The organism is Arthrobacter sp. JUb119 (assembly GCF_024807995.1).
Classification (GTDB): domain Bacteria; phylum Actinomycetota; class Actinomycetes; order Actinomycetales; family Micrococcaceae; genus Glutamicibacter.
Map to the genome: position 1 here is coordinate 134,313 of NZ_JANUFE010000004.1, position 13,611 is coordinate 147,923.

The window sequence follows — 13,611 nt, forward strand, 5'->3', positions numbered from 1 at the left end:
ATTGCGCCTCGACCGGTCTCCAGCCCAGCCGCACAGGCGCCAGAACGCATCGGACTCGGGGCTGGAGCAGACCTTGGAGCACTGCTTAGCGCCACATCATCCAGGCATGCAAAACGGCGGCTCTCCTCGATGAGGAGAACCGCCGTCCAGGGGTGGGCCAGAAACTAGCCGAAGTACTTCTTCATGGTGCCCTCGGAAGCCTCGCGCAGCTCGTCCACCGAAACGGTGAACTCGCCCTGGACTTCCAGGACGCCGGACTGCGCATCGACAATGCCCATGCGGGCCACGGTGACACCGCGGGCACTGGTCATGTCGTTGAAGCGGACCTCTTCGCTGCGTGGAACGGCAACCAAGGCGCGTGCCTGGGACTCCGAGAACAGCGCGGTGAAGGAATCGATGCCGTCACGCTGCTTGATCTCGTCCAGGGCCACGCGGGCGCCAACGCCGTAGCGCAGGACCATCTCGGACAGCGCTGCAAGCAGGCCGCCCTCGGACAGGTCGTGCGCGGCGTCGATCATGCCGTCGCGGCTGGCGTTGATCAGGATTGCGCCCAGTGCCTTCTCGGCAGCCAGGTCGACCTTTGGCGGCAGGCCGCCGAGGTGGCCGCGCAGGTTGGCGAACTCCGAGCCGTCCAGCTCATCGGCGGTGGTGCCGATCAGGTAGATGGCCTGGCCGTCGGCCTCTTCGCGCCAGCCCGAAGGGGTGCGGCGAGCGACGTCGTCGAACTTGCCCAGGGTCGCCACCACAGGGGTTGGGTGGATGGCCTTGTCGCCGGTCTGGTTGTACAGCGAGACATTGCCGCCGGTGACCGGGACGCCGAGCTCCATGCACGCATCGGACAGGCCGCGGATGCCCTCGGCCAGCTGCCACATGACATCCGGGTCCTCTGGGGAGCCGTAGTTCAGGCAGTCCGAAACCGCCGCAGGGATCGCACCGGAGGTGGCGACGTTGCGGTAGGACTCGGCCAGCGCCAGCTGGGCGCCGGCATACGGGTCCAGGTAGGTGTAGCGGCCGTTGGCATCGGTGGCGATGGCCACGCCGAGTCCGGTGGACTCGTCGATGCGGATCACGCCGGCATCATCCGGGGCGGCCAGCGCGGTGTTGCCGCCGACGTAGCGGTCGTACTGGTTGGTGATCCAGGACTTGTCGCACATGTTCGGGCTGGCGATCAGCTCCAGGGCGGCGGCCTTCAGCTCTTCGCCGGTAGCTGGCAGGTTGGCGCCGGCTTCCGAGGACTTGAAGGTGTCAGCCTGCAGCGCATCCTGCCACTGCGGGCGGGCATACGGGCGGTCGTAGACCGGGCCGTCGTGGGCGACGGTCTTCGGGTCCACATCCACGATGACTTCGCCATTCCAGGTGATGATCAGCCGATCGGTGTCGGTGACCTCGCCCAGCCAGGAGTACTCCACGTTCCACTTGGCCATGACGGCCTCGAACGCTTCGATGTTCTGCGGGGTGACTACGGCCATCATGCGTTCCTGGGACTCCGACATCAGGATTTCGCCCGGGGTCAGGGTGGAATCGCGCAGCAGCACGTTGGTCAGCTCGACCTGCATGCCGCCTTCGCCGTTGGAAGCCAGTTCGCTGGTGGCGCAGGAGATGCCTGCGGCGCCCAGGTCCTGGATGCCCTCGACCAGCGAGGCCTTGAACAGTTCCAGGCAGCACTCGATGAGCACCTTCTCGGCGAACGGGTCGCCCACCTGCACCGCAGGGCGCTTGGAGGGCTTGGTGTCGTCGAAGGACTCCGAGGCCAGCACCGACGCGCCGCCAATGCCGTCGCCACCGGTGCGCGCACCGAAGAGCACGACCTTGTTGCCCACGCCCGAGGCGTTGGCCAGGCGCAGATCCTCGTGGCGCAGTGCGCCCACGGCCAGTGCGTTGACCAGCGGGTTGCCCTGGTAGATCGGGTCGAAGACGGTTTCGCCGCCGATGTTCGGCAGGCCCAGCGAGTTGCCGTAGCCGCCGATGCCCGAGACCACGCCGTGCACGACGCGCTGCGAGTCCTCGTGGTCGATCGCGCCGAAACGCAGCGGATCCATCACGGCGATCGGGCGGGCGCCCATGGAGATGATGTCGCGCACGATGCCGCCGATGCCGGTAGCGGCACCCTGGTACGGCTCGACGTAGGAAGGCGAGTTGTGGGACTCGATCTTGAAGGTCACGGCCCAGCCGTCGCCCAGGTCGGTGACACCGGCGTTTTCGCCCATGCCGACCATCAGGTCCTTCTTCATTTCCGGGGTGACCTTCTGGCCGAACTGGCGCAGGTGGTTCTTGGTGGACTTGTACGAGCAGTGCTCGGACCACATGACCGAGTACATGGCCAATTCAGCGGCGGTCGGACGACGGCCCAGGATCTTCACGATCTCGGCGAACTCGTTGTCCTTCAGGCCCAGCTCTGCCCATGGCAGTTCTACATCCGGGGTGCCCGCTGCGTTATCGACGGTGTCGATATTGAATTCCTTAGTGGCTTCCTGGCTCACTTTTTGCCTCCAACAAGGTGGGTCAGAACGCTGGTGAAGAATGCCAGCCCGTCGGTGCCGCGGTGGTCCGGGCCGAAGCCGGCCTCAATGGCGTGCTCCGGGTGCGGCATCAGGCCGACAACGTTGCCGGCCTTGTTGCTCACGCCGGCGATCGAGCGGCGCGAGCCGTTCGGGTTCCAGCCCACGTAGGAGAACGCGATGCGGTTTTCAGCTTCGAGCTCGTCCAGGACCTTCTCGTCGGCCACGTACTGGCCATCCTGGTTCTTCAGCACGATGGTGATTTCCTGGCCTGCTTCGAAGCCGTTGGTCCATGCGGTCTGGTTGTTCTCCACGCGCAGCAGCTGATCGCGGCAGATGAACTTCAAGTGGTCGTTCTTGATCATCGATCCGGGCAGCAGGTGCGACTCGGTGAGGATCTGGAAACCGTTGCAGATGCCCAGCACGGGCAGCTTGGCATGGGAGTTCGCGGCATCTGCGATCTTCGCCATCATCGGTGCGAAGCGGGAGATCGCGCCGGCGCGCAGGTAGTCGCCGTAGGAGAAGCCGCCGGGGATCACCACGGCGTCGACATCCTGCAGGTCGGTGTCGGCGTGCCACAGGGACACCGCTTCGGCACCGGCTGCGCGCACGGCGCGAGCGGCGTCGCGGTCATCGAGGGTGCCCGGGAAGGTCACCACGCCGATGCGCGCTCCGGAAAGTGCAGTGCTTGGCGTTGAATAGTCGCCAATCAGGGGAAGTTCGGCGCTCATTAGTCTTCGAATACCTCGACGTTGACGACATCTTCGATCACCGGGTTGGAAAGCAGGGTTTCTGCAGCCTCGCGAGCCTGGGCGAGGATTTCTTCGGTCACCTCGCCGTCCACGGACAGTTCAAAGCGCTTGCCCTGGCGGACAGCTTCGAAGGAGGTGAAGCCTAGGCGGGGAAGAGCTCCCGCGATGGCCTTGCCCTGAGGGTCAAGGATTTCTGGCTTGAGCATGACATCTACAACGATGCGGGGCATCCGGCATATCTCCTGTTGGCGAGGTTAAGTTAAATGCCACACGGAGATGCCGTCTCACACCAGGGGGATTTGGCGCTCCGCGAGCTTGCCTTCATAGTCTACCCGTGAATGTGATGGGGAAAACGTCCCTGTGCGCGATAGCACCGATATCCTGCGGTTTAAGTCATGTGATCTTAGGCTCACGGGTTGTCGAAGCGCGCTCGACGCGTATGCTGAAACTGTGAAAAATGCTAGTCAAACCGTCTGCGCCTGCCGAGCCCTGGACGCTGTGAAGCCGTCCTACGAAAACTGCTGCAAGCCCTTGCATGACGGAAGGGAAGATGGCTCCTTGCTGCCGCAGACCGCGGAGCAGCTGATGCGCTCACGCTACAGCGCCTTCGTGCTGGGGCTGTCGCAGTATTTGCTGGCGACCTGGCATGAGAGCACGAGGCCCAAGGAACTGGACGTGGATTCGCAGATGCGCTGGACCGGCTTGGAGATCATTTCAACCCGTGCTGGCGGCGCGGCGGCCTCCCGCGGGGTGGTTGAATTCGCTGCCAACTATCGCGACGGCCGGCATGAAGCGCAGCAGCATGAGGTCAGCACCTTCGTGAAGCAGGACGGCGCCTGGTTCTACCTCGACGCCCTCTAGGACTCAGCGCTTGGCTGCGGCCTGCAGCATGGTCAGCATCTGGCTCTGTTGGCGTTCACGCGCTAGCTTGAATGCATCAGAACCGGAGTGGTCCTCCAAATGCGGGTCTGCCCCGTTGATAATCAGCAAACGCGCGATGGTGATGGCATTGGCGGTGCCCTGGCCCAGGACAATGGTTTCGTGCAGGGCCGTCCAGCCCAGGTCATTAACCTGGTCTACCGGGATATCGGTGCGGAGCAACTGGCGCACGGCCTGAACCCGGCCATTCTCGCTGGCGACGGTCAAGGCGGTCCCGCCCATGCGATTTACCGCCGTGAGGTCGGCCCCGCCGTCAATGAGAAGCTTCAGCGTTTCAACCTGGCCATTGGCGCTCGCGCGCAGGAACGGCGACTCGTAGAAGTCGTCCTTCTTGTCGGGATCCGAGCCTGCTTCGAAGAGGGTCTTGGCGATGGCAGGGTTCTTGTTGATGACTGCACGCATCAGCGCGGTGCGACCGGCCTCGTCCTGCGCGTCGAGGTCAGCTCCATCCTTGAGTGCTGACTTGACGTCCTTCAGCTTGCCTCGATTCACTGCAGCGAACAGCTGCGTGGTGGCCTTGGACATTTCGGCCGCTGAACTGGGAAGCGCCTTGATGGAGGCACCAGTGTTGGCACCCGAGGCCAGGGGCGACAGCGATGTCTTGGAGCTTTCGGGCTTGGCCGGAGTGCCGGCGGGCTGCTTGGCTGAATTGCTCGGAGTCGTGGTGGGAGCAGTGGCATTGTTCCCGGTTGGAGCCGGAAGCGGGACGCTGGAGCTTGCTGCGGCCTTGCTCGGAGCGGGCAGGGATTTTTCGGTGGCACTGCTGGAAGACGGGGCGGGAACCGGGGTGGAAGAAACTTCATGAGCCTGGGGTGAAGAAGCGGCGCAACTCGTGCAGGCGCCGATCACGGCAGCAAGGGGGAGTGCAAGCAATGCAATGCCACGGCGATGCGTGGATAGCCCGGTATGAAGTGCCATCTGTCCTTTCGCGGTTAAACAACCCTTCCCCGTATGGCTTTCGCATCATGCAGGGATTCTGCTCAGTAACTTTTGATCAATTGAGAGCTTAGCGGCCAAAGCTGAAAATTTGCGGTCAATCAGCGCCAAGATTTCTCTGTGCTCGGTGCCGGCCGATCTTCGCTAAAATCATAAGCACCATGGAATGCCTTTACTTTTCTGCCTCCCGTTGCCGCTCATGCACCTTGATGACGGTGCCTTACGCCCAGCAACTGCAATCTAAGGTGGCGGATTGCCAGCAGCTGCTGGCCGGCTTCCCGGGCCTGGAATTCCTTCCGCCCCAAGCCAGCAGCGAACAGGGCTTCCGCAACAAAGCCAAAATGGTCATTTCCGGAACCACCGGCCAGCCGACCATCGGCATCCTGGATGCCGACGGCCACGGTGTCGATCTGCGCAACTGCGGAGTCATCGCAGCACCGCTACGTGCCGTATTCCCGGTCATCGAGCAGTTCATTCATGATCTGAAGCTCATTCCCTACGACGTTCCCAAGCGCAAGGGCGAACTCAAGCATGTGATTCTCACCCTGTCGGATACCGGTTCGGTGATGGTCCGTTGGGTATTGCGCACCAAGAAGCATTTTGTGGCACTGCGTGATTCGCTGCCGCAATTCCTTGAGCAGCTTCCACGCCACAGCGTGGTGTCGGTGAACTTCTTGCCTGAGCACAAGGCAGTGCTGGAAGGCGAAGAAGAAATCATTCTTACCCGCCGAACCACCTTGGAATTCGGGCTGAACGGCGTACCGATGCACCTGCGCCCCCAGGGCTTCTTCCAGACCAACAGCGAGATCGCTGCCGCCTTGTACCGGCAGGCCCGCCAATGGATCAACGATGCCAACCCCGAAAGCGTTTGGGATCTGTACAGCGGGGTGGGTGGTTTCGCACTGCATTGCGCTACCGAGGACCGTACCGTGTACGGCATCGAGACCAGCGGGGAAGCCGTTGAATCGGCAAAGACCAGCGCCAAGACCATGGAGCTGGATGACATCCATTTCAGGGTCCAAGACGCAACCGAATTCGCGCTGGGTGCCGGCTGGGCGCCAGAGGCGGTAATCGTGAATCCTCCGCGCCGCGGTATCTCCGCAGAGCTATCGAAGTGGCTGAACGAGTCCGATGTCCAGCACATCATTTACTCCAGCTGCAACGCGAAGTCACTGGCCAGGGACCTGGAGCGTTTGGAGAACTACGCTCCGCAGCAGGCTCGCGTCATGGACATGTTCCCGCAGACCAGCCACTACGAAGTCATCGTGAAGCTGGAGCGCAAGGCCGCCTAGCGATCCAGGGTTGCGGTGCGTCGGTCAAGGCGGCCGACAATCTCGTCAACGATGTGCGGGTCGATATTCGGTTCGCGGCGGGCCTTGAGCAGCTCGTCGCGGGCGGCTTCCAGGGCGATGGCCTGGATCGAATCGGCCTTGGCGATCACCGCGCGAATCTGCGTGTACTTTTCGTCCGAGATCGCATCGTGCGGATCCGGGTCCTTGGCCAGGATGGTATGCAGCGAGTTCATGCGCCGGCGCACTGCCTGCTGGTAATTCTCCGGCAGCTCTTCGAGCTGCACGTTCTTGCGCAGCGCCGCCAGTGCGACAGCCTCGGCGCGGCGGGCCAGGGCCCGGCGGGCACGCTTGGCATCTTGCTCGTTGTTGCGCAGCTTCAGCACGCGCATCAGCGCTGGCAAGGTCAGGCCCGGGAGCACCAAAGTGCACAGCAAGACGGAGCAAGCGGCGACCACCACGAAGTTGCGTCCCTCGATGGCCGATCCATCCGCTGCGACCTTGGGCAGTGCCAGGGCCAAGGCCAAAGTCGCCAGCCCGCGCATGCCGCACCAAGTGAGCACCAGCGCATCCTTGCGCGCAGGAATCTTGGGCTTGCTGCGGTTGGGCAGGTAGTAGGTCGCCAGCATCCACAGCGCACGCACTGCGATGACCACGAAGCAGATCGCGGCGATGCCCGGGATGAAGCCGATCAGGTTGCTGCCTTCCTCCTGGATCACCTGGTTCATCTCGATGCCCATCAAGCCGAAAGCCAGGCCGGTGGCCAGCAGCTCGAGCACTTCCCAGAAGGATTGCCGGGTTAGGCGTTCGGCAGAGTCCTGGGGGCGGTCCCGCCGCACCATTTCAAGGGCCGTCACCACCACTGCGATGACCCCTGAAATATGCAGCTCCTCCGCAATCATGTAGACCGCATAAGGTGCCACCAAGGTGGCCGCGCAACGCGCTGCCAGGTTGGGAACGAAGCGGTTCAAGGCGCCGATGGCCCAGCCCATGGCCAGACCCAGGACTACCGCCCCTGCGGCACCGAGCAGGAACTGCGGAATGATTTCGAGTCCGACTTCCGAGCCATTCAGGGTTGCCTGGACGGCCAACTGGAAGATCACGATGGCCATTGCGTCGTTGAACAGGCCCTCGGTTTCCAGCAGGGACGTCAGGCGCCGCGGCATTTTCACCTTGGTGGCAATTGCATCCACCGCGACCGGGTCAGGCGGGGCCACTACTGCGCCCAACGCCAATGCCAGCGGAATGGAAGCGATGGGGGAGAAGGCCAGCGCGGTAGCGGCCACGGTGCCTGCTGTCACCACGATGAGCACCACGGCCAGCCGGATCAGGGCCTTCCAGCGGAAGCGGAACACCGACCAACTGCTGCGCTGGGCCGTAGCGAAAAGCAAAGGCGGCAAGAAGATCGGCAGGATCAGCTCGGGCTCAATATGCATTTCGGGCATGAACGGCAAGAAACCTGCCAGCGTCGCGAAAATCAGCATCAAGATCGGGTAGGGCAATTTAATGCGTTCCCCGATGCCGACAATCAGGATCGTGGCGAATAGCAGCGCGATAACCAGCAGGAAAAACTCCATAGTCTTACTATTCTAGTTTCTCCGCGCAGTTATTCAGGGGTTATCGACTCATGTTTTCACGGAACCGAGTAGAAACGAGGCGGCATCCCAACGATCGATGGCGCAGCCGTTATGCCGGGAAAAGCTCGTATTCACCGTCTCGCCGTGCAGGGTTCCGCTTATTTCGGCCCGTTGCGGTCCACCGTATATTTCGGTGCAGATTTCCTGGGGATCAACTTCTCCGGCAATGGCACCGGGTTCAAGCTCGAGCTGCAAGCAAGCTTTGGATGCGTTCGGCAATGTGCTGGATTCAGCGGCTTGTTCGCCGGTGCATTCCAGGGAGTACTGCTGTGAAATTTCGCTGCCGTCATCGCGAATGGTGATTTCCAATTGGGTCTGCGGCCCCTGTCCGATGCTGGTGGCGCAGGAAGCCAGCGAGAGGCTCACGCAGCCGAGCGCGATACCGGCCGGAATCAGGCGAAGGCCCCGTGCAGTAACCATGGATCAATCTTGCCTGCGGCCGCGAATAAGTTCTAGTCTTCCGGGAAGATTGGCAGGTTGTTGGCGACTTCCAGCAATTGATTGCGCAGCGAGTCGGCACGCTGGGCAAATTCCTTTTGCAATCTCACGTACGCGGCCTTGCCCTCGGGAGTTTCAATGCGGATGGGTTCATGGCCCCAATCGCCCAGATCATAGGGGGACGCCTGCATATCCATGGTGCGAATGTCCCAGGCGAGCTCGAAGCAGTCCATGACCAAGTCGCTTGGCACCGCAGGGGAGAGCTTATAGGCCCACTTGTACAGATCCATGTTGGCGTGCAGGCAACCGGGCTGTTCCAGGTCGCGCTGGGTTTCCCTGGTCGGCTGCAGCTCGTTGAGCTCGATCGCCTGGGGAGTGTAGAAGCGGAATGCATCGAAGTGGGTGCAACGGATCTTGTGTGTTTCCACCACTTCGTCGGTTCCCTGCGCACCCAAGCGCAGCGGGAGGTATTCATGGCGGATGCCGTTGGCCTCGGATTTGTAGGCCATCGCCCATTCATGCAGGCCGAAGCAGGAGAAGTTTCCTGGCCGCTGCGCGGTGCCGGCCAGAATGATGCGGGCGAACTCGATGGCCCGGGCACGCGCCTTGCCGAATGCCTCCGCATCGAAGTGGTATCCCGTACCGTGGCCGGTTTGGACTCTGCGGTAGAACTTCCACTCGCCGCGTTCTTGGGCCGCGTCTCCGGCTAGAACCACGTTCATCCCTGGATGCCAGCGGTAGAGCTGGCCCGGCTTTTGCGTGTAATAGGTGAACAGGAAGTCCTCGATGGGATGCTTCTTGCCCTTCATCCGCCGTTCCACGAAAGGTTCGCCAAAGGCCCGAGCCCGTGCTTCATGCTCAGCGGCATGCGGCATCCACTGCGAGGGTTCCAAAATGGCGGCGGTCAGAGGCATACTTCTAATTATTCAATTCATGGGCCGATGAAACCAGTTTGGTACGCCAACTCACACTTCTCGCAAAGGGGTACGCCATGGAAATCCTGCCTCCCTGGGAACCGCCAATGAGCGGCTCCGACCAGCAGCATCTGTTCGGGATGCTTGACAGGCTGCGCGCCACTTTCAGATACAAGGCCGACGGGCTGGACATCGAACAGCTGGCAACCAAGTTGCCCAGCAGCCAGCTCAGCCTGGGCGGATTGCTCCAGCATCTTGCCCTTGTCGAAGATGAGAAATTCACCTACTTCATTGCCGGGCAACGACCTGAAGTCCTCCTTGGGTTCACTGCCAACGGGCGCGAGCACTTCGTGGTTGATCTGGAAGAGGATCCGGAGAATCTTTATCAACGCTACGACCGGGCCGTGGCCAAAAGCCGAGGAATCCAGCAGTCCGTTATCGAGGAAAGGAAGCTGGACACGGGCTCGGGGTTGGCCTTCGAAGGCAAGCATGCGTCGATACGCAGAATCATCTGCGACCTGATTGAAGAGTATGGGCGGCATGCAGGGCATGCGGATCTCTTGCGTGAAGCCATCGACGGGCGGGTGGGCGAGGATCCTCCCTTCGACTATCTTCCTGCATGGTATGCCTAGCTTTCTGGTTGCATTGGCAGCCGCTTCGGGCAACAGCCGGTCCGTTAGTTGTCCGCAATCAAGCTCTGTCCAGAAGTTCTTGTTCCTGCTCCAAGTCTGCCGGGATAGCGTGCTGCAGGAAACCGAGGGATTCATTGCGGCGCCGGACCAGACATTGCGACGGAATCCAGCAATTTCCCATCCTCGGGAACCGGCCTGCCTGAAGCCTCTAGGATGGGGCCATGAACACTGAGCGCTCCAGCCAACTTCCGGCATCTGCATCCGTTGTCTTTGACTGGTTCTCGCGACCCGGGGCCATGCAGCGGCTCTTGCCACCGTGGCTTCCGCTGAAGGTCATTGAAGAAGCCGGTTCGCTGAAGGACGGGACGGCCGTGCTGGGCCTTCCCGGCGGAGTGCTGTGGAATGCCAAGCACCAGCCTGAGGGGTTCGCGGAGAACCGCAGTTTCGTCGACCAGCTTGAACCCGAAGGGGTTCGCGGCCTTCCTGCCCGGGTGGTGCAGTGGCGGCATGAGCATTACTTCGAGCCCGCGGGCGCGCAGTGCACGACCGTGGGTGACTGCATCCAGTCGAATATGCCAGGACGGCAGATCGAATCGATGCTTGCATACCGCCACCGCCAGCTGGCAGACGATTTTGCCGCACACCAGCGGGCGGCGCAGGCCGGGTTGAAGCCGCTGGTGATAGCGCTGACCGGTTCAAGCGGATTAGTCGGACAGGCTTTGTGCGCCTTCTTGTCCACCGGCGGGCACCGGGTCGTCAAGCTCGTGCGGCACGAGCCGGAATCGGCAAGCGAACGGCGCTGGAATCCGCTGGATCCTGACCCGGGCCTGCTCGATGGCTGCGACGCGGTCATCCATTTGGCCGGAGCCAGCATCTTCGGCCGGTTCAGCCAAGCGCATCGGCAGGCAATTCTCTCCAGCCGCATCGAACCGACCCGATCCCTTGCCCTGCTGGCGTCACGTTCAGGTGTCCGGACCTTCATCAGCGCTTCGGCCATCGGATTCTACGGTGCTTCAGCCGGACCGCACCCATTGGACGAGACCGATTCCCCGCGGGCCGGGACTCCGGATTTCCTGGCTGACGTGGTGGACCGCTGGGAACGTGCGGCGAATGCCGGGGACAGCGGCATGCGCCGGGTGCAGATCAGGACCGGTATCGTGCTGAGCCCCAAAGGCGGGATGCTCGCCGTTTTGCGTCCTGTATTCTCCGCAGGCCTGGGCGGTCCCCTTGCAGGGGGAAAGCAGATGCTTTCGTGGATCGGGCTTGATGACCTGCTGGACATCTACCATCGCGCGCTCTGGGATTCGCAATTGGCAGGTCCGGTCAATGCGGTGGCACCGCAGCCGGTGAGCAACGCCGAATTCACCAGGGCCTTGGCGCGCGCAGTGCGGCGGCCTGCCATCATTCCGGTTCCTGCCGCGGCTCCCAAATTGCTGCTGGGAGCCGAAGGGTCCCACCTTCTGGCCATGGCCGATCAGAAAATTGTCCCGCGCAAATTGCTCGATGCCGGTCATCAGTTCCGCAATGAGCGCATTGAGCTGGAACTGGCTCATAGCCTGGGCAGTCGTTAGGGGTCGGCGACGCCCGCTGGCGATTAGGAGGCAAAGCAATTATTGTTAGCTTGGCTAGATAAAAGCTAATCTAGGTAATTGCTTGCGACTGCCAGCTCCGGGGAATTTTGCCCATGGCGGCAGTTGCCCGAGAAGAAAGCGTGGACGATCCCGATGGGAAACATGCAGGTAGCGCCGTTTGATGCAGTTGTGCTGATGTCCTTTGGCGGGCCGGAAAAGCCCGAAGATGTTCTGCCCTTCCTGCAAAACGTTACCCGGGGACGAGGGATTCCGGACGAGCGCCTTGAAGAGGTGGGCGAGCACTACTACATGTTCGGCGGAAAATCTCCGATCAATGAGCAGAACCAGGCTTTGCAGCAAGCCGTTCAAGAGGAATTCGCAGCCCGCGGCATCGATACGCCACTGCTCTGGGGGAACCGGAATTGGGAACCGTACCTCACCGAAGTGGTCGGAAACCATGCGCGCAGGCACGGCTCGAGAAGGTTCCTGGCCATCGATACGTCGGCCTACTCCTCATATTCCTCGTGCCGGCAATACCGTGAGGATTTCGCCGGAACTGTGGCGGCACTGCAAGAAGAGGGCCTCGAGGTGGTGATCGATAAAGTCCGGCAGTACTACAATCATCCGGGATTCGCTCATGCGCAGTTGGACTGCGTGCGGAAGGGATTGAAGGAATTCAAGCAGCTCGTCGGCGGCCTGGACGGCAACCGGCACAAGATCCTATATGTCACCCATTCGATCCCTACTGCGATGCAAGAATCATCGCAGAAGTTCACCGCCGGCTACCAGCGGCAGCATGAGGAGCTCATGGCCTGGATTGGCGGGGAACTAGCTGGTGAGGAGCAGCTGGATGCCGAACTGGTGTACTGCTCCCGTTCTGGATCCATGCACACTCCCTGGTTGGAACCGGACATCAATGACCGCATGCGCGAGCTTGCGGAAACTGGAACTGAGGGCGTTCTGGTTGTACCCCTCGGATTCGTTTCGGACCACATGGAGGTCAAATTCGATCTGGATACCGAAGCGGCAGATACCGCGCGCGAGTTGGGGATGGCGTTTCTCCGTGCCGGCAGTGTTGGCACCTCACCGTCGTTTGTCAGCGGCTTGGTCGATCTGGTCCTGGAACGGGCAGCGCAAGTGCGTGGCGAGCAGCCGGAGTCATCGACCATCGCCGGAAGCAAAGCGCTGGGCCCGGGCAGTGGCGCCTGCTCCCTGAATTGCTGTGAAGGCACTACTAGGAAAAATACCGTTCCGAATTGGAGCGCCGGCATGCCTGCAAGCTAGGCCGGCAGCAGGCTGGTGGCCGATCCCGGGAATCCTTTTTCGCCGGCCATCACGGTTGGCCGGCGAATCAGCGAAGCTGGACCGGTTGCGGATAGATGCCGGAATCCGTGCGATCCGGATGAAGGAACCGGGTGGAGCTTTGGGGACTGCGATGAATGAATCCTGTCCACCGGATCCGTATTCACTGCTCGCGCGGCCAGCGGACACTTGCGGCAAGGAGCAGTGGCGTCCTAAGTGCTTTCGTCGTCAAAAGGGGCCGGACCGGAGGGTTCTGGCGGTGATGATGAACTCCTGGTCTCGGGTCCCCTTGAGCGGGCAGAATCCGGGAATCCTTGGGCAGGCGGCTCTTCGAGTTGATCTCGCAGCGCTTCGCTGATGATCCTTCGAGGATCATATTGCCGCGGATCGAACTTCTTCAGATCCATGTCCGCGAAATCCTCGCCAAGCTCCTCGCGGAGTTGTTCCTGGGCACCAGAGGCGAGTCGGCGCAACTCGCGAATCAGCGTGGCTAGTTTCCTTGCGTAGTCCGGCAATTTTTCAGGTCCGAGCAGCACGGCCGCCAAAATGGCCAGCACGATGAATTCATTGCCATTGATGCCTGCAATGCTCACTGTGAATCACCTCGCTGCAAGGGACGCGGTCAAACGGAATTGGCAGGTGCAGCCCAGCCGGAATACGAAGGCCAACAGCCGCGGGCAAACGGAGATTCGCCTGGCAGCCA

Annotated in this window: 13 protein-coding genes; 5 read left to right on the forward strand and 8 right to left on the reverse strand. The window is 61.7% G+C overall.

Translation table 11 applies throughout. The features are described from left to right. Nucleotides 1-164 precede the first annotated feature (164 nt). From purL to purS, 3 genes are read right to left on the reverse strand one after another with little or no spacing between them, the layout of a single operon-like run. A complete protein-coding gene (purL, locus tag M2368_RS12085; RefSeq protein ID WP_105657977.1) occupies nucleotides 165-2,480 on the reverse strand; it encodes a phosphoribosylformylglycinamidine synthase subunit PurL in 2,316 nt (771 codons plus the stop codon). Continuing rightward, on the reverse strand, nucleotides 2,477-3,229 hold the full coding sequence (gene purQ, locus M2368_RS12090) for a phosphoribosylformylglycinamidine synthase subunit PurQ (protein WP_402697504.1): 753 nt from the start codon (nucleotides 3,227-3,229) through the stop codon (nucleotides 2,477-2,479). Before purQ ends, purL begins: the two co-directional genes overlap by 4 nt. Next, entirely contained in the window at nucleotides 3,229-3,480 is a 252-nt protein-coding gene (purS, locus tag M2368_RS12095) for a phosphoribosylformylglycinamidine synthase subunit PurS (protein ID WP_102598679.1), read from the reverse strand. Before purS ends, purQ begins: the two co-directional genes overlap by 1 nt. Before the next feature lie 220 nt (nucleotides 3,481-3,700). Between purS and M2368_RS12100 the strand changes: the two genes are divergently transcribed. Further along, nucleotides 3,701-4,111: a YchJ family protein gene (locus M2368_RS12100; protein WP_181148880.1), complete on the forward strand. Its 411-nt coding sequence runs from the start codon at nucleotides 3,701-3,703 to the stop codon at nucleotides 4,109-4,111. 3 nt (nucleotides 4,112-4,114) lie between these two features. On the opposite strand, the gene M2368_RS12105 is transcribed toward M2368_RS12100, so the two are convergent. Beyond that, nucleotides 4,115-5,107: an ankyrin repeat domain-containing protein gene (locus tag M2368_RS12105; protein ID WP_105657979.1), complete on the reverse strand. Its 993-nt coding sequence runs from the start codon at nucleotides 5,105-5,107 to the stop codon at nucleotides 4,115-4,117. Between the two features lie 179 nt (nucleotides 5,108-5,286). On the opposite strand from M2368_RS12105, the gene M2368_RS12110 reads away from it, so the two are divergent. Further along, nucleotides 5,287-6,417, forward strand: a complete 1,131-nt coding sequence (locus M2368_RS12110; RefSeq protein ID WP_105657980.1) for a methyltransferase domain-containing protein — start codon at nucleotides 5,287-5,289, stop codon at nucleotides 6,415-6,417. Here the strand turns inward: M2368_RS12110 and M2368_RS12115 are convergent. Genes M2368_RS12115 through M2368_RS12125 form a run of 3 tightly spaced genes read right to left on the reverse strand, consistent with a single transcriptional unit; the run spans nucleotide 6,414 to nucleotide 9,403 of the window. Next, nucleotides 6,414-7,991 carry a cation:proton antiporter gene (locus M2368_RS12115; RefSeq protein WP_105657981.1) on the reverse strand — a complete coding sequence of 526 codons (1,578 nt, stop codon included), beginning with the start codon at nucleotides 7,989-7,991 and terminating at the stop codon, nucleotides 6,414-6,416. The genes M2368_RS12110 and M2368_RS12115 overlap by 4 nt on opposite strands. 48 nt (nucleotides 7,992-8,039) lie before the next feature. Then, nucleotides 8,040-8,471: a hypothetical protein gene (locus tag M2368_RS12120; protein ID WP_105657982.1), complete on the reverse strand. Its 432-nt coding sequence runs from the start codon at nucleotides 8,469-8,471 to the stop codon at nucleotides 8,040-8,042. 32 nt (nucleotides 8,472-8,503) lie between these two features. Further along, nucleotides 8,504-9,403: a 3-methyladenine DNA glycosylase gene (locus tag M2368_RS12125; protein ID WP_105657983.1), complete on the reverse strand. Its 900-nt coding sequence runs from the start codon at nucleotides 9,401-9,403 to the stop codon at nucleotides 8,504-8,506. 77 nt (nucleotides 9,404-9,480) lie between these two features. Between M2368_RS12125 and M2368_RS12130 the strand changes: the two genes are divergently transcribed. From M2368_RS12130 to M2368_RS12140, 3 genes are all read left to right on the forward strand, one after another. Beyond that, nucleotides 9,481-10,035 carry a DinB family protein gene (locus tag M2368_RS12130; RefSeq protein WP_105657984.1) on the forward strand — a complete coding sequence of 185 codons (555 nt, stop codon included), beginning with the start codon at nucleotides 9,481-9,483 and terminating at the stop codon, nucleotides 10,033-10,035. A gap of 221 nt (nucleotides 10,036-10,256) precedes the next feature. Further along, the gene (locus tag M2368_RS12135) at nucleotides 10,257-11,606 is read left to right on the forward strand and encodes a TIGR01777 family oxidoreductase (RefSeq protein ID WP_105657985.1); all 1,350 of its coding nucleotides are present in this window, start codon (nucleotides 10,257-10,259) and stop codon (nucleotides 11,604-11,606) included. A gap of 153 nt (nucleotides 11,607-11,759) precedes the next feature. Then, nucleotides 11,760-12,890: a ferrochelatase gene (locus tag M2368_RS12140; RefSeq protein WP_498724539.1), complete on the forward strand. Its 1,131-nt coding sequence runs from the start codon at nucleotides 11,760-11,762 to the stop codon at nucleotides 12,888-12,890. Nucleotides 12,891-13,120: 230 nt separating this feature from the next. On the opposite strand, the gene M2368_RS12145 is transcribed toward M2368_RS12140, so the two are convergent. After that, on the reverse strand, nucleotides 13,121-13,501 hold the full coding sequence (locus M2368_RS12145; protein WP_286134254.1) for a twin-arginine translocase TatA/TatE family subunit: 381 nt from the start codon (nucleotides 13,499-13,501) through the stop codon (nucleotides 13,121-13,123). Nucleotides 13,502-13,611: the final 110 nt, after the last annotated feature.